Annotated in this window: 22 protein-coding genes; 10 read left to right on the top strand and 12 right to left on the bottom strand. The window is 60.9% G+C overall.

Translation table 11 applies throughout. The features are described from left to right. The first annotated feature begins 61 nt into the window (after positions 1-61). On the top strand, positions 62-541 hold the full coding sequence (locus tag CRO18_RS01470) for a cytochrome b (protein WP_097080803.1): 480 nt from the start codon (positions 62-64) through the stop codon (positions 539-541). Between the two features lie 48 nt (positions 542-589). Here the strand turns inward: CRO18_RS01470 and CRO18_RS01465 are convergent, their stop codons facing one another. Next, positions 590-1444 (bottom strand): glycosyltransferase family A protein, encoded by an 855-nt coding sequence (locus CRO18_RS01465; protein WP_143128584.1) that lies wholly within the window; start codon positions 1442-1444, stop codon positions 590-592. Positions 1445-1644: 200 nt separating this feature from the next. Here CRO18_RS01465 and CRO18_RS01460 point away from each other — a divergent pair, with 200 nt between their 5' ends. Continuing rightward, on the top strand, positions 1645-2112 hold the full coding sequence (locus CRO18_RS01460) for a hypothetical protein (protein ID WP_097080801.1): 468 nt from the start codon (positions 1645-1647) through the stop codon (positions 2110-2112). A 93-nt stretch (positions 2113-2205) separates the two neighbouring features. Here the strand turns inward: CRO18_RS01460 and CRO18_RS01455 are convergent, their stop codons facing one another. The 7 genes from CRO18_RS01455 to CRO18_RS01425 form a co-directional block, all read right to left on the bottom strand. Continuing rightward, positions 2206-2556 carry an H-type lectin domain-containing protein gene (locus CRO18_RS01455; RefSeq protein ID WP_076484882.1) on the bottom strand — a complete coding sequence of 117 codons (351 nt, stop codon included), beginning with the start codon at positions 2554-2556 and terminating at the stop codon, positions 2206-2208. Positions 2557-2680: 124 nt separating this feature from the next. After that, the gene (locus tag CRO18_RS01450) at positions 2681-3079 is read right to left on the bottom strand and encodes a F0F1 ATP synthase subunit epsilon (protein WP_097080800.1); all 399 of its coding nucleotides are present in this window, start codon (positions 3077-3079) and stop codon (positions 2681-2683) included. Between the two features lie 11 nt (positions 3080-3090). Then, positions 3091-4509 carry a F0F1 ATP synthase subunit beta gene (atpD, locus tag CRO18_RS01445; protein ID WP_076484880.1) on the bottom strand — a complete coding sequence of 473 codons (1419 nt, stop codon included), beginning with the start codon at positions 4507-4509 and terminating at the stop codon, positions 3091-3093. Between the two features lie 21 nt (positions 4510-4530). Then, positions 4531-5403, bottom strand: coding sequence for a F0F1 ATP synthase subunit gamma (locus CRO18_RS01440; RefSeq protein ID WP_076484879.1), 873 nt, complete (start codon positions 5401-5403; stop codon positions 4531-4533). 21 nt (positions 5404-5424) lie between these two features. Beyond that, positions 5425-6954: a F0F1 ATP synthase subunit alpha gene (atpA, locus tag CRO18_RS01435; RefSeq protein ID WP_076484878.1), complete on the bottom strand. Its 1530-nt coding sequence runs from the start codon at positions 6952-6954 to the stop codon at positions 5425-5427. Then, entirely contained in the window at positions 6955-7515 is a 561-nt protein-coding gene (locus tag CRO18_RS01430; RefSeq protein ID WP_170952521.1) for a F0F1 ATP synthase subunit delta, read from the bottom strand. A 338-nt stretch (positions 7516-7853) separates the two neighbouring features. After that, positions 7854-8612 (bottom strand): class I SAM-dependent methyltransferase, encoded by a 759-nt coding sequence (locus CRO18_RS01425; protein ID WP_076484876.1) that lies wholly within the window; start codon positions 8610-8612, stop codon positions 7854-7856. Positions 8613-8672: 60 nt separating this feature from the next. Between CRO18_RS01425 and gloB the strand changes: the two genes are divergently transcribed. The 5 genes from gloB (at position 8673) to rpsD (ending at position 14917) form a co-directional block, all read left to right on the top strand. Further along, on the top strand, positions 8673-9443 hold the full coding sequence (gene gloB, locus CRO18_RS01420) for a hydroxyacylglutathione hydrolase (RefSeq protein ID WP_097080799.1): 771 nt from the start codon (positions 8673-8675) through the stop codon (positions 9441-9443). Between the two features lie 63 nt (positions 9444-9506). Then, the gene (locus tag CRO18_RS01415) at positions 9507-10586 is read left to right on the top strand and encodes an HPP family protein (protein ID WP_139327823.1); all 1080 of its coding nucleotides are present in this window, start codon (positions 9507-9509) and stop codon (positions 10584-10586) included. Positions 10587-10756: 170 nt separating this feature from the next. Then, positions 10757-13075: an ATP-dependent Clp protease ATP-binding subunit ClpA gene (gene clpA, locus CRO18_RS01410; protein ID WP_076484873.1), complete on the top strand. Its 2319-nt coding sequence runs from the start codon at positions 10757-10759 to the stop codon at positions 13073-13075. A gap of 42 nt (positions 13076-13117) precedes the next feature. Beyond that, positions 13118-14101, top strand: coding sequence for a M23 family metallopeptidase (locus CRO18_RS01405; protein WP_170952520.1), 984 nt, complete (start codon positions 13118-13120; stop codon positions 14099-14101). Positions 14102-14296: 195 nt separating this feature from the next. Beyond that, a complete protein-coding gene (gene rpsD / locus CRO18_RS01400) occupies positions 14297-14917 on the top strand; it encodes a 30S ribosomal protein S4 (protein WP_076484871.1) in 621 nt (206 codons plus the stop codon). Between the two features lie 152 nt (positions 14918-15069). Here rpsD and CRO18_RS01395 read toward each other — a convergent pair whose 3' ends face one another. The 4 genes from CRO18_RS01395 to CRO18_RS01380 form a co-directional block, all read right to left on the bottom strand. Further along, positions 15070-16584 carry a tripartite tricarboxylate transporter permease gene (locus tag CRO18_RS01395; protein ID WP_097080797.1) on the bottom strand — a complete coding sequence of 505 codons (1515 nt, stop codon included), beginning with the start codon at positions 16582-16584 and terminating at the stop codon, positions 15070-15072. Next, positions 16584-17096 carry a tripartite tricarboxylate transporter TctB family protein gene (locus tag CRO18_RS01390; protein WP_097080796.1) on the bottom strand — a complete coding sequence of 171 codons (513 nt, stop codon included), beginning with the start codon at positions 17094-17096 and terminating at the stop codon, positions 16584-16586. Before CRO18_RS01390 ends, CRO18_RS01395 begins: the two co-directional genes overlap by 1 nt. Positions 17097-17162: 66 nt before the next feature. Continuing rightward, the gene (locus tag CRO18_RS01385) at positions 17163-18161 is read right to left on the bottom strand and encodes a tripartite tricarboxylate transporter substrate binding protein (protein ID WP_097080795.1); all 999 of its coding nucleotides are present in this window, start codon (positions 18159-18161) and stop codon (positions 17163-17165) included. Between the two features lie 179 nt (positions 18162-18340). Next, positions 18341-18805 (bottom strand): Lrp/AsnC family transcriptional regulator, encoded by a 465-nt coding sequence (locus tag CRO18_RS01380; RefSeq protein WP_076484867.1) that lies wholly within the window; start codon positions 18803-18805, stop codon positions 18341-18343. 113 nt (positions 18806-18918) lie between these two features. Here CRO18_RS01380 and putA point away from each other — a divergent pair, with 113 nt between their 5' ends. The 3 genes from putA (at position 18919) to CRO18_RS01365 (ending at position 24710) form a co-directional block, all read left to right on the top strand. Beyond that, entirely contained in the window at positions 18919-22266 is a 3348-nt protein-coding gene (putA, locus tag CRO18_RS01375) for a bifunctional proline dehydrogenase/L-glutamate gamma-semialdehyde dehydrogenase PutA (RefSeq protein WP_097080794.1), read from the top strand. A gap of 104 nt (positions 22267-22370) precedes the next feature. Next, positions 22371-23519, top strand: coding sequence for a CaiB/BaiF CoA-transferase family protein (locus CRO18_RS01370; RefSeq protein WP_097080793.1), 1149 nt, complete (start codon positions 22371-22373; stop codon positions 23517-23519). 57 nt (positions 23520-23576) lie between these two features. Continuing rightward, positions 23577-24710 (top strand): aminodeoxychorismate synthase component I, encoded by a 1134-nt coding sequence (locus CRO18_RS01365; protein ID WP_097080792.1) that lies wholly within the window; start codon positions 23577-23579, stop codon positions 24708-24710. Positions 24711-24718: the final 8 nt, after the last annotated feature.

Genomic DNA, 24718 nt, shown 5'->3' with positions numbered 1-24718 from the left:
GGGCGCGAACTTTTTTGTGGCTCCCGGGTTGGGTTTGTGAACCCCCAACAAGGAGGCCGAGATGTCATCGAAAACAAAATACGCCCCAACCCAGATCGCGTTGCATTGGGTGATCGTGCTGCTGTTCTACTTTAATTACTTCGTGTCTGAGGGCATGGGGCGCGCCAATTACCAGCATAACAGCGGCCAGCCGGTGACGGGCTCGGTGGCGGAATGGCATATTCCGGTGGGGTTGGCGCTTTTGGGCCTGATGATCTTGCGTTTGTTCTTGCGGCTGCGCGATGGCGTGCCCGCACCTGCACAAGGGGGCGACCCGCGCTTTGCCAAACTCGCTGAAGCGCTGCATTGGGCGTTTTATGCGCTGTTGATCCTTGGGCCCATGGCGGGGGCGGCCTCTTGGTTCTTTGGAATGCGCAGTTTGGGAGAATTGCATGGACCGATGATGTCGCTCGCCTTCTTCCTGACCTTCGCCCATATCGGCGCGGCGCTCTATCACCAGTTCTGGTTCAAAGATAATCTGATCGCCCGGATGCGTGCCTAACACGCACCGAAGACGCCATGAGACGCCGGGCTGCTCGCCCGGCGTTTTCTATGCTGCAACCTCTTCGGGCACTTCTTTACGGCCGGGCCAAATACCGTAATGCTCGCGGAAATAATCAATGCAGGCGGTATCGGCATCAAGCCGTCCAACACCTTGATATTCAAACTCCAAAAGTCGTTCGGTATGATGGGCTTCATAGCCATCGCGGTGCGGTCGATCCCGTAGCATCATCCAGATCGGAACGTTCTTGCGAGCCATATGGCCCGAAAACCAAGGGTCATCGACGGTCCAAAGCAGGTCGGGAATGTCAAAAACTTCCTCCGGGAAAAACTCCGAACGCACCAGCGCGCCGCGATACGCCTCCAGCACATGCACATAGCCCGGCAAAGTCGCTAAAAAGGGTTTCGGACGGCGCTGTGCCAAATGCACCAAGCGCTGCAGACGGTAGCCGAGGCCCTTTTGTTGCCGATAGGCGCGCGGAAATAATGTGTCTTCGATAAAATAGCGGCTGCCTTTCGGCCGACTGTCGAAATCATATCCTTTGCCGACGATGCAGCAGTTGGGCTTTTCGCGCCGGGTCTCGAGAAAACGGCGCGCCCAATCGGGGGCATACTCCTGATCGTCATCGCAAAAGAGAATCTCGGTATCTTTGCCGAGATGATCTCGCAGCGTGGGAAGTAGCTTGGTGCCGGGCCCATAATCTTGTTCACTGATATGAACGGTAATGCCCTCGGGCAAGGTCGGCAGGCTTGGCACGATACCGGGGAAGCGGCGATAGCTACGCGCGATATTCAGGCGGATTTCGTCGATTTTTACGTCTTGGCGGAGCAAGTCGCGCAGGGTCGCACCTATCTGCGAAAAGCGTGGCGGGATCGTGGTCAAAGAAATGATGGTTGCGGGCATATTGGGGACCGAATGTAGAAAGTAGCGCACGGTTCCACGCGGCGACAAATCTTTCAAGATGGCGTCATGGCCATATACGCGGACTGGGGAGCGACGAGATGCCGGTAAATCTTTCTTTGCTCTGCGTCAAAGCACACTGTTTGTCGCAGGGCATTGCGGTGCTATCGTTCGCGGGATTTTTTTAATTTGAGGGGGAAGGCATGAGTCTGAAATCGAGTCTGACGCCGATCGTCGCCGGTTGGGTGTGGATCTCCGCCTGCGAATTTGGCATCAACTCCTACTGGCTCCAGAGCGAGTGGGAAGACTACTTTGGCGCGCTGGGCGTCGATTATCCCGGTGAACCGATGCAGCTTCTGGTTTGGGCCGGTTGGGCGCTTCTTTATGCCCTGTGCCTGCGGATGCTGCTGGTGCGCTTTGGCGGTCTGTTTGCGGGCCTCATCTCTTGGTTCATGGTGTTCGGTCTCATGTTCGTGGCGCTGGGCAACATCAACCTGATGACGCAAGATTTCCTCACCTTGATCGTGCCGGCGACGCTGGCCGAGGCGGTGAGTGCCGCGCTGGTGATGAATGTGTTTGTGGCGCTGAACCGATCGCGCGCGCGTGCGCGTGCCAAGGCGAAAGAACAAGCCAAAGCCGCGAAAAAAGCGGGGACGCCGGTCGCCGCCTAAGGCGGTGCGGTCAGGCGACGTCGCTAAGTTGCGTCTGAAACTGAAAAGCCTCCCCATTTGGGGAGGCTTTTTCATGCGCCTTGCGGCAAATACCTAGGAAATCTCCCAATCGTCTTCATGCGCACAGCCGCCAATCGCCAGCCAATCGGCGCGCACACGGGCCACGCGGGTGTCACCCCAGGTGCGAAACACAATCACAAACCCTTCGGTGGTGATCATGTCGGCGGAAATATCGACGCGCGGATTGTGCTTTTGGTCAATGTCCCACATCGACAGCGATACTTGCACTGCAGGAACTTCTCGAAAGGCTTCGCTAAACACCACGGCACGGCGCAATTCGCGCGGGCCTTCGCCCGTCCACATTGCGCCCCCATCTTGATAGTCGGAGAACAGCACAATCGAGCCTTGGGTGATGCCAACCCGCGTAGAGGAAAGTTTTTGCATGATCAGGGCACTCGTCCGCTTGCGTGTCTCGTCACGCTAATAGGTTACGAAGAAAGAAAAAAGACTAAATGAAAAAGCCCCGACGCAAGGCCGGGGCTTTTGATCTCATCCTCTGGCTTGCGCCTTAGAGGTTGATATGCGTGCCAAGCGCTTCCATGTCGGCGAGCATCTTGGCGGCGGCATCGGCCACCGACGGATGCGCCGCATCCAGCACTTTCTTCGCTTCGGCCACCATGTCGGCGTGGATCGCAGCGGTCAGTTCCGCTTTGGTCACACCGCGTTCGGCCAGAACGGTCACCGTCTCGCCCGAGACTTCGGCAAAACCGCCGGTGACGGCGAATTCCGAAGAGCCCTCGGCGCTGACCACGGTCAGGATGCCCGGCCGCAGCGAGAGGATGATGGGCGCGTGGCCCGGCATCGCCGTCAGATCGCCTTCCACGCCGGGAAGACGGACCTCGCGGGCCTGAACGGAAGCAAGCTTCCGCTCCGGCGAGACGAGATCAAACTGCATCGTATCGGCCATTATCGCCCCCCTTACGCCGCAGCGGCGAGGCGCTGGGCTTTCGCGATCACTTCATCAATGCCGCCGACCATGTAGAAGGCCGCTTCCGGCAGGTGGTCGTATTCACCAGCCACAACAGCTTTGAACGACTTGATGGTGTCTTCGAGCGGAACCTGCACACCGTCCGAGCCGGTGAACACTTTCGCAACGTCGAAGGGCTGCGACAGGAAGCGTTGGATCTTCCGGGCGCGGGCCACCGTCAGTTTGTCTTCTTCGCTCAGTTCGTCCATGCCGAGGATGGCGATGATGTCTTGCAGCGATTTGTAGCGTTGCAGCATCCCTTGAACGTCACGCGCCACTTGGTAGTGCTCTTCGCCCACGATTTGCGGGTCGAGGATACGCGAGGTCGAGTCAAGCGGGTCCACAGCCGGGTAGATGCCGAGTTCCGAGATCGCACGCGACAACACGGTCGTTGCGTCAAGGTGGGCAAACGAGGTGGCCGGGGCCGGGTCGGTAAGGTCGTCGGCCGGCACGTAGATGGCCTGCACCGAGGTGATCGAACCGGCTTTGGTCGAGGTGATGCGTTCTTGCAGCGCGCCCATGTCGGTCGCCAGCGTCGGCTGGTAGCCCACGGCCGAAGGAATACGGCCAAGAAGCGCCGACACTTCCGAACCCGCTTGGGTGAAGCGGAAGATGTTGTCGACGAAGAACAGCACGTCGGTGCCCGACTGGTCACGGAACTGTTCCGCGAGGGTCAGACCGGTGAGCGCGACGCGGGCACGGGCCCCCGGAGGCTCGTTCATCTGACCGTAGACCAGCGCCACTTTCGACTCTTCGAGGTTATCAAGGTTGATAACGCCCGATTCGATCATCTCATGGTAGAGGTCGTTGCCTTCACGGGTCCGTTCACCAACGCCCGCAAACACCGAGAAGCCCGAGTGCACTTTGGCGATGTTGTTGATCAGTTCCATGATCAGAACGGTTTTGCCCACGCCGGCACCGCCGAAGAGACCAATTTTACCGCCTTTGGAGTAGGGCGCGAGCAGGTCGATAACCTTGATGCCGGTCACGAGGATCTGGCTTTCGGTCGACTGCGCCGCGAAGTCCGGGGCGGGTTGGTGGATCGCACGGGCTTCGGTTTTCGCCACGTCGCCTTTTTCGTCCACCGGCTCGCCGATGACGTTGAGAATACGGCCGAGCGTCGCGTTGCCCACCGGAACGGTGATCGGGCTGCCGGTGTCGGTCACGACCGCACCGCGCACGAGGCCTTCCGAGGCGTCCATGGCGATGGTGCGGACGGTGTTTTCACCAAGGTGCTGCGCCACTTCGAGAACGAGGCGCTTGCCGTTGTTGGTGGTTTCAAGGGCGTTCAGAATCGCCGGGAGGCCGTCTTCGAACTGCACGTCCACGACGGCGCCGATGACCTGGGTCACTTTGCCTTTGCTTGCCATTTGTTTCTATCTCCGGTTCCGTCAGAGCGCCTCGGCGCCCGAGATGATTTCAATAAGCTCTTTGGTGATCGCAGCCTGACGCGAGCGGTTATACTCAACCGTCAGCTTGTCGATCATGTCGCCAGCGTTACGGGTGGCGTTATCCATTGCCGACATCTGGGCCCCGTTGAACGAGGCGTTGTTTTCCAGAAGGGCAGCGAAAATCGCCGTGGCCACCCCACGCGGCAGAAGCGCCGCGAGGATTTCCTGATCGCCGGGCTCGTAGTCATAGACCGTCGAGGCCGCGGAGGCATCCGTCTCGATCTGGGCAGGCACGATCTGCTGAGCCGTCGGCTTTTGCGAGATCACGCTTTCAAAGATCGAGTAGAAGATCGTGGCGACATCGAATTCGCCCGCATCGAAGCGACCGAGAATGTCGTCAGCGATATCCTGCGCGTTGGCGTAGCTGAGCTTTTTCACTTCGCTCAGATCGACGTGGCCGACGAAATACTGACCAAGGTCACGACGCAGCGCGTCGCGGCCTTTTTTGCCGACGGTGAGAATTTTCACCGTCTTGCCTTCGGCCAGAAGTTCGTTGGCCCGCGTGCGAGCGAGCTTCGCGATATTGGCGTTGAAACCGCCGCACAGGCCGCGCTCGCCGGTCATGACGACCAGGAGCTGGACCTTGTCGGAGCCGGTGCCGGCCAAAAGGCGCGGCGCCCCTTCGGACGAGCCCACCGCAGTGGCAAGGCTCGTCAGAACGGCCGACATCTTCTCGGCATAGGGCCGAGCCGCTTCAGCGTTTTCCTGGGCGCGGCGAAGTTTCGCCGCCGCGACCATCTGCATGGCTTTCGTGATCTTGCGAGTGTTCTTCACACTCGTGATCCGGTTTTTTAGGTCCTTAAGGCTGGGCATGTCCCTGTCCTTTCAGGCCAATCAAGCGAACGTCTTGGCGAATTCTTCGATCGCGGACTTCAGCTTGGTTTCGGCATCGCCCTTGATCTTCGGATCCTCGTTGGTGAGCCAGTCGAGGATGTCTTTGCGCGACGACCGCAGATAGGCCAGCAGGCCTTGCTCGAAGCGGCCGACTTCTTTCACCGGCACGGCATCGAGGAAGCCGTTGGTGCCCGCAAAGATCACGGCAACGATTTCGGCGTTGGTGAGCGGCGAATATTGCGCTTGCTTCATCAGCTCGGTCAGACGCGCACCGCGGTTGAGCAGTTTTTGCGTCGCGGCGTCGAGGTCGGAACCGAACTGCGCGAAGGCCGCCATTTCGCGGTATTGCGCCAGTTCCAGTTTCACCGGGCCAGCCACCGATTTCATCGAGTTGGTTTGCGCCGACGAACCCACACGAGACACCGACAGACCGGTGTTCACGGCCGGGCGGATGCCTTGGTAGAAGAGTTCGGTTTCGAGGAAGATCTGACCGTCGGTGATCGAGATCACGTTGGTCGGAATAAACGCCGAAACGTCGCCGCCTTGGGTTTCGATAACCGGAAGCGCGGTGAGCGAGCCCGAACCGAAGTCTTCGTTCAGTTTCGCCGAACGCTCGAGCAGGCGGCTATGGAGGTAGAACACGTCGCCCGGATAGGCTTCACGCCCCGGCGGACGGCGCAGAAGCAGCGACATCTGACGGTAAGCAACGGCTTGTTTCGACAGGTCATCATAGATGATCAGCGCGTGCATGCCGTTGTCGCGGAAGTATTCCGCCATCGCGGTCGCCGAGTAGGGGGCGAGGAACTGCATCGGCGCCGGGTCCGAAGCGGTCGCGGCCACGACGGTGGTGTATTCCATCGCGCCGGCTTCTTCGAGTTTCTTCACCAGCTGCGCAACGGTCGAACGCTTTTGGCCGACGGCAACGTAGAAGCAGTGCAGCTTGTTGCCGGGGTTGGCGTCGTTGTACGACTTTTGGTTCAGGATCGTGTCGAGCGCGATCGCGGTTTTACCGGTTTGACGGTCACCAATGATCAGCTCGCGCTGGCCACGGCCGATCGGGATCATCGCGTCCACCGACTTGAGGCCGGTCGCCATCGGTTCGTGCACCGATTTCCGCGGAATGATGCCCGGGGCTTTCACGTCGGCGATGCGACGCTCTTTGCCTTCGATCGGGCCTTTGCCGTCGATCGGGTTGCCAAGCGCGTCAACGACGCGGCCCAGCAGGCCTTCACCGGCGGGCACGTCCACGATCGCGTTGGTGCGCTTGACGGTGTCGCCTTCTTTAATGTCGCGGTCCGAACCGAAGATAACGATACCGACGTTATCAACTTCAAGGTTCAGAGCCATCCCGCGGATACCACCGGGGAATTCGACCATCTCACCCGCTTGCACGTTGTCGAGACCGTGCACACGCGCGATACCGTCACCAACGGAGAGCACGCGGCCCACTTCAGCGACTTGGGCATCCTGCCCGAAGTTCTTGATCTGCTCCTTGAGGATTGCAGAGATTTCAGCTGCCTGGATGCCCATTTATCCGACCTCTTTCATGGCGTTCTGGAGGGAAGCGAGTTTGGCTTTGACCGAGCTATCGATCATGCGCGAACCCAGCTTGACGATCATGCCACCGATGAGGCTTTCATCGACGGCGACGTTCAGTTTGACGGTTTTACCCGTTTGTTTGGCGAGCGTTGCGGCCAGCTTGTCAGCTTGCGCGGCGCTCAATTCACTGGCCGAGGTGACATCGGCCGTCATTTCGCCTTTGGCTTCGGCAATCGCGTCGGCCAGCCCTTTAAGGAGCTGCGGCAGCGCGAACAGGCGACGTTTCTGCGCCATCAGCTTCAGGCCGTTGGCCAGCGGCGCCGACAGGGCCATCTTGGCACCCAGCGCGGCAATCGCGGCTTCCTGTTGCGACCGGGTATAGACCGGCGAGCTAATCAGGTCGCGCAGATCGGCGGAGCCGTTCAGTGCGTCACGCAGCGCGTCAACGTCGCTCGACAAAGCGTCAAGCCCACCCGCCTCCTGCGCAAGATCAAAAATGGCCGTGGCATAGCGCCCGGCAATGGATGCAGAAATCGAAGCTGGTTCGGACACGTCCACCCTTCCGATGCTTTGCCTCCGCACCCCGGTTGGCAGTGGTGCCACCGGGGCAGAGGCCCCCCTGGAACGCGCAAGTCTCCCATGCGCGCGCCGCATTCGGGCTTGGCATTAGCAGAGCAATGTGACCCTCGCAACCATCTTGGCATACAGAATGTGAATGTACCGGGCACATTTCAGGCCAAGGTCGTAACTGTTAGCGCCATGCCTTGTGCGATGCGTTGCGATGGGGCCCTGCGCGACCCCTCGGCTCATGTACAAGTTGTGGTCTCTGCGCATGAACTTCGGGCATAAGTTGAAAAAGGCGATTCTCTCTGACTTCCCTTGAGGGGAGATTAGACCCGCCCGGCGACGGGCTTGGGGCTGCCTTCAAGGATCGAGAGTGGCTTCCGCACGGCTGCGCCAAGGCCAGAGCGACGGGGCGCATGCACCTGTTTGGATACCTCTAGGATCAGTACGCCTGCCGCCAGAAAGCCCGCCGCGCGCCCGCCGACCTTTTCCCACATTTCTGATGAGCGCAGCCAGAACCGCCGCTGCGACGGCGGGATATAAAGTGCCGCCGTTTGCCGTTCGGGCACAAATCCCGCGCGCCGCGCCTGCGCATCCAATTGCCCCGGCGTATAGGGGCGGCCAAAGCCAAATGGCGTGGTTTCCTGCGGCGCCCAAAGCCCGGCGCGGTTGGGCACAATAAAAAGCGCCCGCCCGCCAGGCCCAAGCACGCGCCAGCATTCTTCTAACAGTGCATCGGGGTGGTCAGACACTTCCAGCCCATGCAAAACGACCAGCCGATCCACCATGCCGGTTTCCAGTGGCCAGCGGGTTTCGTCGCACAAGACGGAGACATTGGGCTCGCCCGGCGGCCAAGGCATCACCCCTTGCGGTGCGGGCATCAGTCCAATCACCCGGCGGGCACTGGGTAGGTAGGGGCGCAAAAGCGGTACCGCAAAGCCAAAGCCTGCCACCGTCTGCCCGGCCATCCCGCTATGGGTCGCGGGCCATAGCTCCACCACTTTATCGCGCACCGATTTTTGGGCGGCACGGCCCAACTGGGTGCGATAATAAAAATCCCGCAGGTCGAGCACGTCGAGATGCATTGCAGTTTTGCCTTTCTTGGGCGTAGCTTGGGAACCATAGCGCAACAGACGCAAAACGCCATGACCCTCGAACTTCTGACCATTCCCTGCCTGACCGACAATTATGCCTATCTTTGGCACGATACCGCGACCGATACTGTGGTGGCGGTTGATGTGCCCGATGCCGTGCCGCTGATGCGGGTGCTGACGGAGCGAGATTGGCAATTGCATCACATTTTGCTCACCCATCACCACGACGATCACATCGCCGGGGCCGAAGCTTTGGCGCAGGCGACGGGGGCGAAGATCATCGGCGCTGCCGCCGATGCGCATCGCCTGCCGCCGCTTGATCACGCTGTGCGCCCGGGCGAGGTGCTGCCCCTTGGGGTGGAAGATGTGCAGGTGATCGGGGCCGATGGCCATACGCTTGGCCATATCGCTTATTACCTGCCGGGCGCGGGTCTTTTGTTCTCGGGTGACAGTCTGATGAGTTGGGGCTGTGGGCGGCTGTTTGAAGGTAGCCCCGCGCAGATGCACGATACGCTGACCCGCATGGCGGCGCTGCCGCCCGAAACGCAGATTTGTTCTGGCCATGAATACACGCTTTCAAATGGCCGTTTCGCACTGAGCCTTGAGCCCGATCATCCGGCGCTATTGGAGCGTATGGCGCGGTGCGAGGCGCTGCGCAAAGATGACCTGCCCACGCTTCCGGTGCTTTTGTCCGAAGAACTGCTGACCAACCCATTCCTGCGCGGGGCCGACCCGGCGTTGCGTGCGGCGCTTGGCTTGCCCGAGAGCGCGGACCCGCTGGCCGTCTTTACTGAGGCGCGTTCCCGCAAAGACCGGTTCTGAGGGGTGAGCAAATCCTCCCCCCTCCGGCGCTTATTGCGCGCGCTTGGTGCTTTTGGCCCGGCGATGGGGCGCCGACCTCTGGTTGAGATCCTGCGCCCCGCCATTGGTGTTGGTCTGGCGATGGCGCTCGCCGATATTGCCATCACCGCGCTGAATGGAGACCGCGCGAACGGGATATTTCTGGTCTCGGGCATTGCCTCCTCTTCGGTGTTGATCTTTGCGATCCCGAATTCGCCGCTTGCGCAGCCGTGGTCGGCATTTATGGGGATGGTGATTTCGGCAGAGGCTGCGGTGGCGGCCACCACCTTCTTGCCCTATCCCTTCGCGGCAGGGGCGGCGCTTGCCGGGGCGGTGCTTGGCATGATGGCGCTGCGCGCGTTGCATCCCCCCGCTGCGGGCGTTGCGCTTTTTGTGGTGTTGGAGGCGGAGGCCGGGCATCCGGTGCATCCGCTCTTTCCGGTGTTTCCCGTGGGCGCTTTGATGGCGGCGCTGATTCTGATCGCGCTGGTCTGGCACCGGCTCTTCAAGCAAAGCTATCCAAACCGGTTGCCGCGCGTTCCGGATGCACCAAACCCGGTGACCGGTTTGGATGAAGATGACCTAGAAGCGGTGCTGTTGGAATTTCGTCAATCGGCCAATATTGCCCCCGCCGATTTGGAACGGTTGACAGAGGCGGTGGCCGCGCGTTCGGCGCAAGCGCTTTTGGCCACGACCCCTGCGCGGGCGATCATGCATCCGGCTGTCACTGTGGGGCCTGAAATGCCGCTGCGCGAGGTGATCGCCCGGATGCGTGCGGCGCATCTGCGGGTGCTGGCCGTGGCGGATAGTGAGGGCAGCCTGCTTGGCCTTGTTGATCAGTCTCGCTTGATTGATGCGCTGGAGGCCGGTTTTGGGATGCCGGCGCGCAGTTTGCGGGCGATGGAGCCGCAAGCGGTCGAGCTTATGGACCCGCAGCCCAATCCCGTTTCTGCTGATTTGCCGCTCGCGGCCCTGCTCGCGCGTTTTGCGCGGCCCGGCGCGCCGCCTGTTCCTGTGCTGGATGGCGGGCGACTCGTTGGCATGGTGGGGCGCGCTGATCTTGTGGCCGCATTGACCAGTCGGGCACCGGGTTTTGCCCAAAGCACGCAGGAAAAAAATGCCTGATACACAGCGCCGCCACAAAGGCGGGCGGAATGCGGTGCGTTTGTTCACAATTGCAACAGCTTTGTGACCGGAGAAGAAAAAAGAGCGTTCAGGGCTTGAAGCGCGACAAAATCCACCGAAACTTAACCTTGTAACGCCAGGATCGGTATACCCCACGAAAGGAGCGCCGGATGCCCTCGTTCTCGACCACGCTCGAACAAGCAATTCACGCGGCTTTGGCCCTTGCCAACACCCGCAAACACGAACTGGCGACGCTCGAACACTTGCTTCTGGCGCTGCTTGATGAACCCGATGCCAGCCGTGTGATGCGCGCTTGCGGTGTCGATTTGGATGAGCTGCGTCAGACTTTGACGGAATTCATCGATGATGATCTCTCGACGCTGATCACCGAGGTCGAAGGCTCTGAAGCCGTTCCGACCGCCGCGTTCCAGCGGGTGATCCAGCGCGCCGCGATCCATGTGCAAAGCTCTGGCCGCACCGAAGTGACGGGGGCCAATGTGCTTGTCGCGATCTTCGCGGAGCGGGAATCGAATGCCGCCTTCTTCCTGCAAGAGCAGGATATGACGCGCTATGATGCGGTGAATTTCATCGCCCATGGTGTCGCCAAAGACCCGGAATTCGGCGAGCCGCGCCCGGTGATTGGCGCTGAGGAAGAGGTGAAATCCGAAGCCGCCCAACCGGGTGAGGCGAAGGAATCCGCGCTTGGCAAATACTGCGTGAACCTCAACCAGAAATCGCAAAAAGGCGATATCGACCCGCTGATCGGTCGCGCCGAAGAGGTAGAGCGCTGCATTCAGGTGCTGTGCCGCCGCCGCAAAAACAACCCGCTTCTGGTCGGTGACCCGGGCGTGGGCAAAACCGCCATTGCCGAAGGTTTGGCGCTCAAGATCACCCGTGGCGAAACGCCCGAAATCTTGTCGCATGCCACGATCTATTCGCTTGATATGGGCGCGCTGCTTGCGGGCACTCGCTACCGTGGTGACTTTGAAGAACGTCTCAAAGCCGTGGTGAAAGAGCTTGAAGATCATCCCGATGCGATCTTGTTTATCGACGAGATCCATACCGTGATCGGTGCGGGCGCGACCTCGGGCGGGGCAATGGATGCCTCCAACCTGCTTAAGCCTGCGCTGCAAGGCGGCAAGCTGCGCACGATGGGGTCCACCACCTACAAAGAGTTCCGTCAGCACTTTGAAAAAGATCGCGCGCTGTCGCGCCGGTTCCAAAAGATCGACGTGAATGAACCCTCGGTGCCCGATAGCATCAAGATCCTGATGGGGCTCAAACCCTATTTCGAGGAACACCACGAGGTGCGCTACACCAATGATGCCATCAAGGCGGCGGTGGAGCTCTCGGCGCGCTACATCCACGACCGCAAGCTGCCCGATAAAGCGATCGACGTGATCGACGAGGCGGGCGCGGCGCAGCACCTGCTGCCCGACAGCAAACGGCGCAAAACGCTGGGGGCGAAAGAGATTGAGGCCGTGGTGGCCAAGATCGCTCGCATCCCGCCGAAAAACGTCTCTAAAGACGATGCCCAAGTGCTGCGCGATCTGGAGAAAACGCTCAAACGCGTGGTCTTTGGTCAAGACAAGGCAATTGATGCGCTGGCCTCGGCGATCAAGCTTTCCCGCGCTGGTCTGCGCGAGCCTGAAAAGCCGATTGGCAACTACCTCTTTGCGGGCCCTACCGGCGTCGGCAAAACCGAGGTGGCCAACCAGCTTGCCAATACGCTTGGCGTGGAACTGCTGCGCTTCGACATGTCGGAATACATGGAGAAACACGCGGTTTCCCGTTTGATCGGCGCGCCTCCGGGCTATGTCGGCTTTGACCAAGGCGGGCTTTTGACCGATGGCGTCGATCAGCATCCGCATTGCGTGCTGCTGCTGGACGAGATCGAGAAAGCCCACCCCGATGTGTTCAATATCCTGCTCCAGGTGATGGACCACGGCAAGCTGACCGATCACAACGGCCGTCAGGTGGATTTCCGCAATGTGATCTTGATCATGACCTCGAACGCCGGGGCCTCCGATATGGCGAAAGCCGCGATCGGGTTTGGCCGCGAGCGCCGCGAGGGCGAGGATACCGCCGCGATCGAGCGCACCTTCACGCCGGAGTTCCGCAACCGTCTGGATGCGGTGGTCAGCTTCGCGCCGCTGCCGCGTGACACGATCTTGCAAGTGGTCGATAAATTCGTGCTGCAACTCGAAGCGCAGCTCATTGATCGCAATGTGCATATCGAGCTGACGCCGGAAGCCGCGCATTGGCTGGCCGAGAAGGGCTATGATGACAAGATGGGCGCGCGTCCGCTGGGCCGCGTGATCCAAGAGCACATCAAAAAGCCGCTCGCCGAAGAACTGCTGTTTGGTCGCTTGATGAAAGGCGGCGTGGTCAAGGTGGGCGTGAAGGACGATGCCATCGTTCTCAACGTCGAAGAACCCGGCAAGCCGCGCATTTCTGGCTCCAAGCCGCGGCTTTTGCCGGCTGACTAAAGGATGCTTGGGCTCCCGGTTCTCGGGGGCCTTTGCCCCCCAATGCGCCCCCGTTCCGGTATGCCGGGCCGAGGGCTTTTTGCTGTCTTGGGGTTGGCACTTGTGCCCGGTGGGGCAGGGGCTTTTGGCCTGCAATTGCCCGTGGACTGCACCTTGGGCGAGACCTGCTACATCCAGCATTATGTCGACCGTGAGCCGGGGCCGGGTGTGCGCGACTTTGGTTGCGGTACTGCAAGCTATGATGGCCACGATGGCACCGATTTCGCGCTGCCCTCGCTTGCGGCGATGCGGGTAGGCGTTGCGGTGCTGGCGGCTGCGCCGGGCCGGGTGCTGGGCTTGCGCGATGGCGAAGCGGATGGCGCTTATCTTTCGGGGCAAAGCGTCGCCAACAAGGAATGCGGCAATGGGGTGGTGATCGATCATGCCGATGGCTGGCAGACGCAATATTGCCACCTGCGGCAAGGCTCGGTCTTGGTCGCCGTGGGTCAAGAGGTTGCGGCGGGCGCGCCGTTGGGGTTGGTCGGCCTGTCGGGCTTGGCGGAGTTCCCACATTTGCATCTCTCGGTGCGCCATGAGGGGGAAGAACTGGACCCGTTCCTTCCTTCTGCCGCAGACAGCTGCGCCACAGACCCCACCGATAGCCTATGGCAAAGCCCCGTTCCTTATGTGGGCGGAGGGCTTTTGCGTGCGGGGCTGACCTCTGCGCCGCCCGATTATGAGGCGGTGAAAGATGGTGGCGAAAGCCCCGCGACTGTGCCCCACGAGGCACCTGCGCTGGTGGTTTGGGCCTATGGCTTTGACAGCCGCGAGGGGGACAGCCTGACCTTGCGGATCACTGGGCCCGCGGGCTTTGCCTTTGACCATCAGACGGTGTTCGAGAAGCCGAAGGCGCTCTTTATGCGCTATGGCGGCAAGCGCGCCCCGGCGGGTGGGTTCACACCGGGGGTATATAAAGCCGAGGTGATCTTGACCCGCGATGGTGCGGAACTGAGCCGTCAGACCCATATGGCGGAGATTCTGCCCTAAGCGGGTAAGTTTCCCCGCCCCAGCCGTTGACTCCCTGCCAGCGCCCTGTATAAGCCGCCCATCCCGGTGGCGAAAGCTGCCGGGCCTTTCATTGGTGTTGGTGGACCCCGCAAGGGGAAGCCTGTCGCCCAAAGCTTTGCGGATAAGGCTGCGGGAAAGGACAACGCCCTTCGTAACATAAGAAGGAGATCAGCGATGACCAAACGCACCGCTGCCAAGTACAAAATCGACCGCCGCATGGGCGAAAACATCTGGGGCCGCGCCAAGTCGCCGCTCAACAAACGCGAATATGGCCCGGGGCAACACGGCCAACGCCGTAAGGGCAAACTGTCCGACTTCGGTACCCAGCTCCGCGCCAAGCAAAAGCTCAAAGGCTACTACGGCGATCTGACCGAAAAACAATTCCGCCGCATCTACGCCGAAGCCGAGCGTGTGAAGGGCGACACCGGTGAAAACCTGATCGGTCTGCTCGAGCGCCGCCTCGACGCGATCGTGTACCGCGCCAAATTCGTGCCGACCGTCTTCGCCGCCCGTCAATTCGTGAACCACGGCCACGTGACCGTGAACGGCAAACGCGTCAACATCGCGTCGTACCGCGTCAAAGAAGGCGACGTGATCGCCGTTCGTGACCGTTCGAAGCAACTCGCTCTCGTGCTGGAAGCCGTGCAATCGGCCGAGCGCGACGTGCCGGATTACCTCGAAGTCGACCACAACAAAATGACCGCCACCTTCGTGCGCACCCCGGGCCTCAGCGATGTGCCCTACCCGGTGCAAATGGAACCGAACCTGGTGGTCGAATTCTACGCGAAGAACTGATCCTGTTCTTCGCCCCTCCAATCGAAAGGCCGCCCGTCTGGGCGGCCTTTTTCGTTGCGCGGTGTTTGGCTTATGCCCGGTTGGGCCGCGTAAAAGAAAACGGGCCCAACCATGCGGTGGGCCCGTTTCGGTTCCGGCGTGAGGTCGTAGGCTTAGGCGTCTTTCTTCGCGGCAGCTTTGCGCAGCTTGTTCTTCAACATCGGCCAGAGTGGCGTGGAGGTGAAGAAGATCGCCACCACCGCCATGAACAGCACCAGCGACAGCGGCGAGGTGAAGATGCCGTGGAACAGCCGCCCAAGGTCTTCGCGCTCTGAAATGATCGCGCGGCGCCAGTTATCGTCAATCAGCCGCGACAGGATCACGCCCAAGATCACCGGGCCAAGCTGATAGCCGTAAAGCTTCATGAAATAGCCCAGCACGCCAAAGCCAAGCATCCAATAGACATCGGTCAGCGCGTTATTCACGGCAAAAGCGCCGATGATCGAGAGCAGAAGGATCAGCGGGAACAGCATCGCGCGCGGCAGTTCCACCACCTTCACGAAGATCCGGATCCCGGTGAGGCCGAAGATCAGCATGAACACCGTGGCGAGCACAAGCGCGCCTAGAATGAACCAGAACATCTCGGGCCGTTCGATCATCAGCATCGGGCCGGGGTTCAGGCCGTGAATGAACATGGCGCCAATGATGATCGCAGTGACCGAGTCCCCGGGAATGCCGAGCGTCAGCATGGGGATGAAGGCACCGCCGACCGCTGCGTTGTTCGCGGTTTCGGGTGCCACAAGCCCCGCGCGCGCGCCTTGGCCAAAGGGCACTTCCGGGTTTTTGGTGACGCGCTTGGCGTGGTCATAAGACATCAGCGCCGCGATATCGCCCCCCGTGCCCGGCAGTGCACCGATGATCACCCCGATAAGCGAGGTCTGCACCGAAAGCGGCAGGAACTTCAGAACTGATTTCCATGAGGGGATCACGCGGGTGATCTTTTGTTTCACCGCAGGTGTGTTGATGTGTTTGAGCTGCATCAGCGCCTCAGAGACACCGAAAAGGCCGATCATCACCGCCACAAAGGAAATACCCCCCCAAAGCTCGATATAGCCGAAGGTGAAGCGTTCTTGTGCGGTGAGCGGGTCAAGCCCCACACAGCCAATGGTCAGCCCCAAAGCACCGGCGAAAACGCCCTTGATCAGGCTTTCGCCGGAGAGCGAGCCCACAAGCAAGATGCCAAGGATCGCAAGCAGCATATAGTCGCGCGGCTGGAAGCGGATCGCAAATTCCGACACCGCTGGGGCGGCAAAGCCCAAAACCGCAATGCCAATGAGCCCGCCCAAGGCCGACATGGTGGTGGAAAGGCCGATCGCCTCGCCCGCAAGCCCCTTTTTCGCCAAGGGGTAGCCATCGAGCGCGGTGGCAATCGCCGAGGGCGCACCGGGAATGTTGAGCAAGATCGCCGTGCGTGACCCGCCATAAACGCCGCCCATATAGATGCCGATCATCAGCGCGAGCGCGTCATACATCTCCCAGCCGAAGGTGAAAGAGATCAGGATCGACACCGCCATCGTGACCGAAAGGCCGGGGATCGCGCCAATATAGATGCCCGCAAAGGTGCCAGCCCCCACCAGCGCCAAAAGGCGCAGGTCGATCCATGTCATAAAGAAATGGGTGAAATCCATCACTTCGCCCCCCCGTTAAGAATGGAGCCGATATAGGCGAGGATTTCACGCTCTGGCACGATGCCCTCGGGCATCAGCACCGAGAAGACGAGGCGGAACACGACATAAACGAGCGCGAGCGAAAGCGCAGAGGTCAGTGCCGCACGCAAAGGGTTGCCGCGCGCCATCACCCAATTGGCAATCGTCAAGAACACGAAAGAGGTCGGCAGGAAGCCCACAGGCTGCAGTGCCAGCGCATAAAAGCCCATCAAGATGATGGTCAAAATCACCAGCCCCGGAAACACCGACTTCCAACCATGCACATCACTATGGGGCAACCGCAGCGTTTTGAACGTGATGATCGTCGAGGTGATCACCATCATGCCGGTGGCGAACATCGGGAAGCTGCCCGGTTCTGCCAGCCCCGAAAGGCCCGAGATTTGCGTTGCGGTGTAAAATAGGAACAGGCTGACCGCCACCATCAGAACGGAAAAAATCCGCTCGCCGGGCAGTCTGCGATTGGGGTCGTGCATCGGGGCCTCCTCGCAAGAGAACACCGCCCCCTTTTCGGAGGGCGGTGCATTTGGTTTATCGCACTATCAGGGGCGCGGAATGTCGAAATCTTCCGGGGATTTCTTGGCGATGCCCGCATCATAGACCAGCCACGAAGTCACAGACTGCCATTTCGCCATATAGTCTTTGGCCTCTGCGCCGCTCAGGTTGATCGGCAGATAGGCGCGGTTGTGCAGCAGTTCAACAAAGTCGGTCGCTTGCGCGCCTTCCAGATAGGCTGCCGAAAGCTTGGCCACCACGTCATCCGGCGTGCCCGCTTTCACGAAGACGCCGAAGAACGGACCCCACGGCAGGTATTTGCCGTAGCCCGGGAAGTCTTCGGTGATCGGCGGGATGCCCGGCAGGGCCTCGTTCGGCGTGCTGTCCACCAGCGCGATGACCTTGATCCGCTCCGCTTTGATCGCCTCAAGCGCGGCGCCCAGAACGGCGGGCATCACGTCAATGGCGCCCCCTTGCAGCGCGGTCAGCGCCGGGCCGTCACCATCGTAGGGCACGAAGGTCGCCGAGATATCAACTTCGGCATCCAGCATCGCGGTAACAACCGAGGGCAGGCCGCCCGGACCGGTCGAGCCGAATTTCACCTCTTCGGGGTTGGCGGCCATATAGTCGACCAGTTCCTTGAAGGTGTTGTAGGGCGCATCGGGGCGGGCCACCAGAATCGGCACGCCACGCGCAAGCAGCGCAACCGGCTCAAAATCGCTGTTATAGTCGAAATTGCCAAGACCCATGACCTTGTAAAGCATCGGGTTTTCGGCACCCATCAGCAGCGTGTAGCCATCGGCTTTCTGCGTCATGGTGAATTTGGCCGCAATCGCGCCCACGCCGCCGGTCATGTTTTGCATCACGACCTTGCCACCCAGAACCTCTTCGGCATGGGGCGTCACGGCGCGCATCACGGCATCGGTCGACCCACCAGCACCCCATTGGATGATGCCTTGGATTTCTTTTTCCGGATATTCGGCGAAAGCCGCGCCCGCTATGACCAGCGCCGCAGCAGAAACGGCACCAAACATTTTCAACTTCATGAGTTCTCCTCCCAGAGTCGCCTCGGCCCATTTAGTATGGGAACGGGGGGAGACTTCACGATTGGGAGAGGGGCGTCAAATGCTAAGTTGGTCGCTAACGTGAACTTCGTGTTAATTTTTGCCGATTCTCTGACCAGTTGGTTAGGTCAGAAGCAAATCCCTATCGTCAGGACGTTGGTTCACAGAATGGGCGCGTTCTGTTCGACCACGGCCTCCATCGCAACGTAACTCGATGTCGCAGCCACATGCGGCAGGGTCGAGATCGCTTCGCCCATGATCCGGCGATATTCGGTCATGTCATGGGCGCGGACTTTCAGCAAATAATCAAACCCGCCCGCGATCATGTAGCATTCCTCCACCTCGGGAATCGCGCGCACCGCGGCGTTGAACTGGGCCAATGCCTTTTCGCGCGTGTCTGTCATGCGCACTTCCACAAAGGTGACGTGGGTCAGCCCCAGCTTGCGCGGCGATAGCACCGCCCGGTAGCCGGTGATCACCCCCATCTCTTCCATCGCCTTGATCCGCGCTGCAACCGGGGTTTTCGAAAGCCCCACCTTGCGCCCCAATTCGGTGATCGCAATGCGTGCGTTTTCCACCAGCGCGTTCAGAATTTTGCGGTCGGTCGAATCAAGTAAGTCAGACATGGCTGTTTTGTGCCTCACGAATGTTCTGATCGTCTATCATTTTGCCAATGATTGGGCAAAACGTCCACGGGGTGCGGCGTATACTTTGGGAAACGCCCAAGGAGTGCGCGCCGATGATCCACCCCGTTCTCTCCCCCCTTGGCCCCGAGGCCAAATTCGCCCCTGAAGAGCAGGTTCTCGCCCGTTTAATCGCCGATTGGGGGCCGTCTGAAGGTCAGCTTGCCCGTGCCGTGGCGCGCGCGACCGAGCTTGTGACGCGGCTGCGCAGTGCTGGGCGTCTGGGGCTGATGGAACAGGTGATGGCGCAATATGCGCTGTCGAGCGCAGAGGGTGTGGCGCTGATGTGTTTGGCCGAAGCGCTGTTGCGTGTGCCCGATTCCGCCACGATTGATGCGCTGATCGAAGACAAGATCGCGCCCTCGGATTGGTCGCGCCATCTGGGCACGGCGGCCTCGCCCTTGGTCAATGCCTCCACTTGGGCGCTGATGCTCACGGGCAAAGTGCTCGAAGATGGCGAGGGTGTTGCGGGCACGCTGCGTGCGATGGTGCGAAGGCTGGGAGAGCCGGTGATCCGCGCTGCCGTGGGCCAAGCCATGCGCGAGATGGGGCGGCAGTTCGTTTTGGGCGAAACCATTGAAAAGGCGCTCAAGCGCGCGCAATCGCGCGAGGCGCAAGGCTATACGCTCAGCTATGATATGCTGGGCGAAGCTGCGCTTACCGCCGCCGATGCCGCCCGCTACCGCGATGCCTATGCGCAGGCGATCACCGCGATTGGCAAAGTGGCCAAGGGTGGTTCGGTACACGACAACCCCGGTATTTCGATCAAGCTTTCGGCGCTCCACCCTCGCTATGAGGTGGCGCAAGAGGCCCGCGTGATGGCCGAACTTGTGCCGGTGGTGCAGGCCCTTGCCCGCCAAGCGGCTGCGGCGGGTATTGCACTTCATGTCGATGCCGAAGAACAAGACCGGCTTGCGCTCTCGCTCAAGGTGATGGAGGCGGTGATGGCCGACCCCGCCACCGCCGGGTGGGAGGGCTTTGGCGCGGTGGTGCAAGCCTATGGCAAACGCGCAGGCGCGGCGATTGAGACGCTTTACGACGCGGCTCGGCGCCATGATCGGCGTCTCAATATCCGGCTTGTCAAAGGTGCCTACTGGGACAGCGAGATGAAGCGTGCCCAAGTGGAGGGGCATCCGGGCTTTCCGCTTTTCACCAGCAAAGTGGCGACCGATGTGGCCTATATCTGCCTTGCGTCCAAGCTTTTTGCGCTGTCAGACAGGCTCTATCCGCAATTTGCAACGCATAACGCTCACACCGTCGCGGCGGTGCTCGAACTTGCACAAGGCCGACCTTTTGAATTTCAGCGCCTACACGGCATGGGGGCGCAACTGCATGACAGTGTGCTGGCCGAAACGGGCGGGCGGTGCCGGATTTATGCGCCCGTCGGCGCGCATCGCGACCTGCTCGCCTATATGGTGCGGCGGCTGTTGGAAAACGGGGCCAATGCCTCTTTCGTGCATCAGATCACCGATGCCACTGTGCCCCCATCCGTGATTGCGGCCTGCCCGTTTGAGCGGTTGCCCTCTGCTGCCCCGCCGGGCGGGCTTGTCGCGCCTGAAGCGCTTTTTGCCGATCGCATCAATTCGCGTGGCTTTGATCTTAGCGATCCTGCCGTTCTGGCCAGCCTTGACGCGGTGCGGGTTGGCGAAACGCCCGATGCCACGCCAATCATTGTGGGGGCGGCGAGCGGACCCACGCGCCCGGTGTGTAACCCCGCCACCGGGGCCATCGTCGCGCAGGTGACGGAGGCCGATGCCGCTACCGTCGCTACCGCTTTAGACGGGGCGCAGGTTTGGGACGCGCCCGCCCATGCGCGCGCAGAGGTGTTGCGCCGCGCTGCCGACCTTTATGAAGAACACCACGGCGCGATTTTCTCCGCACTGGCGCGCGAGGCGGGCAAGACCTTGCCAGATGCGGTGGCGGAGCTGCGCGAAGCGGTTGATTTTCTTCGCTACTATGCGGCGCAAGGGGCCGCGGATTCGCGCGCGCCGCGTGGCCGGATCGTGGCGATCAGCCCTTGGAACTTCCCGCTTGCGATCTTTACAGGGCAAATCGCAGCGGCGCTGATGGCGGGCAATGCGGTGCTCGCCAAACCCGCCGAGCAAACCCCGCTGGTGGCTGCGATGGCGGTGCGGTTGTTGCATCAAGCGGGGGTGCCGCGCGCTGCGTTACAACTGCTGCCGGGCGAGGGGGCAACGGTGGGCGCGGCGCTCACGCGCGACCCGCGCGTGGCGGGGGTGGTCTTCACTGGCTCAACCGAAACGGCGCGCGTTATTGCGCGCTCAATGGCCGCCCACATGGCCTCCGGAACCCCGCTGATTGCCGAAACCGGCGGGCTGAATGCTATGGTGGTGGATAGCACCGCGCTGCCGGAACAAGCGGTGCGCGACATCGTCAATTCAGCTTTCCGCTCGGCGGGGCAGCGATGCTCGGCGCTGCGCTGCCTTTACGTGCAAGAAGATATCGCGCCTCGGCTGATTGAAATGCTCAAAGGCGCGATGGAGGCGCTATCTATCGGTGACCCTTGGGGGATTTCGACCGATGTCGGTCCGGTGATTGATGGCGACGCAAAGGCCGGGATCGCGGTTTGGATTGCCGCGCATCAAAACGAAATACTGCATCAAGTCGCTGCACCAGAAGCGGGGCATTTCGTTGGCCCGACACTGATCAAGGTGGATGGAATTGCCCAAATCGAACGTGAGGTCTTTGGCCCAGTGTTGCATCTTGCAACTTTTTCCGCCGAAGACCTGCCGCAGGTGATTGCCGATATCAACGCGCGCGGTTTTGGCCTGACCTTTGGGCTGCATACGCGGATTGATACCCGCGTGGCCGAGGTGGCGGGGCAGGTGCAGGCGGGCAATATCTACGTCAACCGCAACCAAATCGGCGCGGTGGTGGGCAGCCAGCCCTTTGGTGGAGAGGGGCTTTCGGGCACCGGGCCAAAAGCGGGTGGGCCGCTGTATCTGGGGCGGTTTTTCGCGCCCGCGCCGCGCGACGGCACCATCTCGTCGGAGCCGTTCTCGGCAGAGCAGTTGTTGCCCGGCCCGACGGGGGAGTTGAACCGATTGAGCCTGCATCCGCGCGCCCCCGTTTTGTGCCTTGGTCCGAGCGCGGCAGAGTGTGCCGTGCAGATGACGGCCGTTCAGGCGCTGGGCGGGGTGGCGAGGCAACTGGATCGGGGGCTCACGCCAGAAGAGCTTATGGAAATCAAAGATATTTGTGCGGTTCTTTGGTGGGGCGATACAGAAAAAGGGCGGGCCTATGCGCAAGCGCTCGCGTTGCGCGAGGGGCCTTTGGTGCCGCTGATCACCAGCCTTCCAGACCGCGCGCATGTGATGCATGAGCGGCATCTGTGCGTGGATACGACGGCGGCCGGGGGCAATGCGGCGCTTTTGGGCAGCTGATCCATGCGCAAAACGCATGAGGAGCCGCACAATCGACGGTCGATTTGCGCGGCCCCACGCGCTACCAAGGCCATGGCGCAAGGGCGCGCCAAGGGAGCGTTCGAATGTCTGAAGCACCTCTAACGGGGCTCAAAGTGGTTGAACTGGCGCGGATTCTGGCGGGGCCTTGGATCGGCCAGACCTTGGCGGATTTGGGGGCCGAAGTTGTAAAAGTGGAATCCCCCGAAGGGGATGATACCCGCCGCTGGGGCCCGCCTTTCATTGAGCGCATCCGACCCGATGGCACTTTTGAAACTGTGGCCGCCTATTTCCACGCTGCAAACAGAGGAAAAACTTCGGTCACCTGTGACTTTTCCAACAATAATGATCTGAACCGGCTTAAACGGCTGATTGCCGAGGCCGATGTGGTGATTGAGAATTTTAAACTCGGTGGGTTGAAAAAGTATGGTCTCGATTATGAAAGCCTTTCGGCCACCAACCCCGGTTTGATCTATGTTTCCGTTACCGGATTTGGCCAAACCGGCCCGCGCGCAGCGCAGCCGGGTTATGATTTTCTGATCCAAGGCATGTGCGGGATCATGGATTTGACCGGCCAGAAGGGTGGTGAGCCGCAAAAGGTGGGTGTGGCTTGGATTGATGTGTTCACCGGGCTTTATGGGGTGATTGGCGTGCAAGCGGCCTTGGCCGAGCGTGCACGCTCTGGCCTTGGGCAGCAGGTGGATATGAGCTTGCTGGATTGTGGAGTGGGGGTGCTCGCGAACCAAGCGATGAACCATCTCTTGGGCGGGCAGGTGCCGCATCGCTTGGGCAATGCGCACCCTAATATTGTGCCTTATCAGGTGTTTCCGGCGTCAGATGGGCATTTGATCATCGCTTGCGGCAATGATCGGCAGTTTTTGGCGCTTTGCGATCTGCTCTCGCTTCCCGAACTTGCCCTGAACCCCGATTATGCCTCCAATGCGGGCCGTGTCGCGCAGCGCGATGCCCTTTGCGCACAAATCGCGAAGGCCACAGCGAAACGTCCGAAAGCCGATCTGATCGCTGCGCTAGAGGCCGGGGGTGTGCCTGGTGGTCCGATCAATGATGTGGCCGAGGCCTTGGCCGAGCCGCAGGTGGTGGCACGCGGGATGCGCATTTCCCCCGAGGGTATTGCCGGGCTGCGCACGCCGATTGTCTTTTCGCGCTCTGATTTGGCGCTTGAGAAGGCGAGCCCCGCGCTGGGTGACGGGGAATGGCATTTTTCGGTCGGTTGAGGCGTTGCCATTGCGACCCCGCGCCGCATATCTGGGCGCAAGACGCGCGGGGGACCAGTGCAACAGACGCCGAGATTCGAGTTTGACCGGGGGCCGGAGGGCATCGGGCTGCGCCTGACGCGGCCTGTTTCGGTTATTCGGGCGGATCATCCGCAGGAGATGGCGCAGGCTTTTGCCGAAATCGCGGCTGCGCGGGCGGCGGGCAAATGGCTTGCGGGGATGCTGAGCTATGAGCTGGGTTATTTGTTCTCGCCCAAGCTCGAACCGCTTTTGCCGCAAAAACGGACTCTGCCGCTGATGCTCTTTGGCGTTTATGACGCCCCCGAATTGGCCGTGCCCGAGACACAGCCGAGCGCCGAGGCACCGCAGTTCACCCCGGTGATTTCCCAACATGCCTACCAGCAAGCCTTTGACCGCGTGCAGGCCTATATTGCGGCAGGCGATACCTATCAGATCAACCTTACCTTCCCGCAAACCGCGCCTTATGCGGGCGATCCGCGCGCGCTTTATGCGCGGCTGAAGGCGGCGCAGCCGGTGGGGCATGGGGTGCTGGTCGAGGCAGGGGAATTTGCGCTTTTGTCCCGCTCGCCCGAATTGTTTTTTGCCATTGACGCGGTAGGGCAAGCCACGGTGCGCCCGATGAAAGGTACGGTCGCGCGCGGTGCAAACCCGCAGGCTGACCAAGCTGCTGCTGCTTGGCTAAAGGGGTCGGAAAAGAACCGGGCCGAGAATCTGATGATCGTTGATCTGTTGCGCAACGATCTAAGCCGGATTTCCAAGGTCGGTTCGGTCAGGGTGCCCGCGCTTTATGACATTGAAAGCTATACGACGGTGCATCAGATGACCTCCACCGTCACCGCGCAACTGCTTGGGGGTGTTGATTTTCAGCAGATTTGCGCCGCCCTCTTTCCCTGTGGCTCTGTCACCGGAGCCCCAAAGATCCGCGCGATGCAGATCATCCATGAACTGGAAACCGCGCCAAGAGGTGCCTATTGTGGCGCCATCGGCTGGATCGCGCCCGACGGGGCGATGGAATTCAACGTCGCGATCCGCACGATCGAGCTGCGCGACGGGGTGGCCACGCTCAATGTGGGCGGCGGTCTGGTGCATGACAGTGAAGGGGCATCTGAATGGGCGGAAGCACTGAGCAAGGCAGCCTTCGTGCGCGCGCCCCTTCCGGATTGCACCTGATCGAAACA

The organism is Rhodobacter sp. JA431, assembly GCF_900217725.1.
Taxonomy (GTDB): Bacteria; Pseudomonadota; Alphaproteobacteria; order Rhodobacterales; family Rhodobacteraceae; genus Rhodobacter; species Rhodobacter aestuarii.
This window is presented reverse-complemented; position numbering and strand designations above follow the sequence as displayed.

Excerpts from the sequence above, each read along its gene's own strand:
- CRO18_RS01470 (WP_097080803.1), top strand. The coding sequence starts at position 62 with ATGTCATCGAAAACAAAATACGCCCCAACCCAGATCGCGTTGCATTGG.
- CRO18_RS01465 (WP_143128584.1), bottom strand. The coding sequence starts at position 1,444 with ATGCCCGCAACCATCATTTCTTTGACCACGATCCCGCCACGCTTTTCG.
- CRO18_RS01460 (WP_097080801.1), top strand. The coding sequence starts at position 1,645 with ATGAGTCTGAAATCGAGTCTGACGCCGATCGTCGCCGGTTGGGTGTGG.
- CRO18_RS01455 (WP_076484882.1), bottom strand. The coding sequence starts at position 2,556 with ATGCAAAAACTTTCCTCTACGCGGGTTGGCATCACCCAAGGCTCGATT.
- CRO18_RS01450 (WP_097080800.1), bottom strand. The coding sequence starts at position 3,079 with ATGGCCGATACGATGCAGTTTGATCTCGTCTCGCCGGAGCGGAAGCTT.
- atpD (WP_076484880.1), bottom strand. The coding sequence starts at position 4,509 with ATGGCAAGCAAAGGCAAAGTGACCCAGGTCATCGGCGCCGTCGTGGAC.
- CRO18_RS01440 (WP_076484879.1), bottom strand. The coding sequence starts at position 5,403 with ATGCCCAGCCTTAAGGACCTAAAAAACCGGATCACGAGTGTGAAGAAC.
- atpA (WP_076484878.1), bottom strand. The coding sequence starts at position 6,954 with ATGGGCATCCAGGCAGCTGAAATCTCTGCAATCCTCAAGGAGCAGATC.
- CRO18_RS01425 (WP_076484876.1), bottom strand. The coding sequence starts at position 8,612 with ATGCATCTCGACGTGCTCGACCTGCGGGATTTTTATTATCGCACCCAG.
- gloB (WP_097080799.1), top strand. The coding sequence starts at position 8,673 with ATGACCCTCGAACTTCTGACCATTCCCTGCCTGACCGACAATTATGCC.
- CRO18_RS01415 (WP_139327823.1), top strand. The coding sequence starts at position 9,507 with ATGGGGCGCCGACCTCTGGTTGAGATCCTGCGCCCCGCCATTGGTGTT.
- clpA (WP_076484873.1), top strand. The coding sequence starts at position 10,757 with ATGCCCTCGTTCTCGACCACGCTCGAACAAGCAATTCACGCGGCTTTG.
- CRO18_RS01405 (WP_170952520.1), top strand. The coding sequence starts at position 13,118 with ATGCGCCCCCGTTCCGGTATGCCGGGCCGAGGGCTTTTTGCTGTCTTG.
- rpsD (WP_076484871.1), top strand. The coding sequence starts at position 14,297 with ATGACCAAACGCACCGCTGCCAAGTACAAAATCGACCGCCGCATGGGC.
- CRO18_RS01395 (WP_097080797.1), bottom strand. The coding sequence starts at position 16,584 with ATGGATTTCACCCATTTCTTTATGACATGGATCGACCTGCGCCTTTTG.
- CRO18_RS01390 (WP_097080796.1), bottom strand. The coding sequence starts at position 17,096 with ATGCACGACCCCAATCGCAGACTGCCCGGCGAGCGGATTTTTTCCGTT.
- CRO18_RS01385 (WP_097080795.1), bottom strand. The coding sequence starts at position 18,161 with ATGAAGTTGAAAATGTTTGGTGCCGTTTCTGCTGCGGCGCTGGTCATA.
- CRO18_RS01380 (WP_076484867.1), bottom strand. The coding sequence starts at position 18,805 with ATGTCTGACTTACTTGATTCGACCGACCGCAAAATTCTGAACGCGCTG.
- putA (WP_097080794.1), top strand. The coding sequence starts at position 18,919 with ATGATCCACCCCGTTCTCTCCCCCCTTGGCCCCGAGGCCAAATTCGCC.
- CRO18_RS01370 (WP_097080793.1), top strand. The coding sequence starts at position 22,371 with ATGTCTGAAGCACCTCTAACGGGGCTCAAAGTGGTTGAACTGGCGCGG.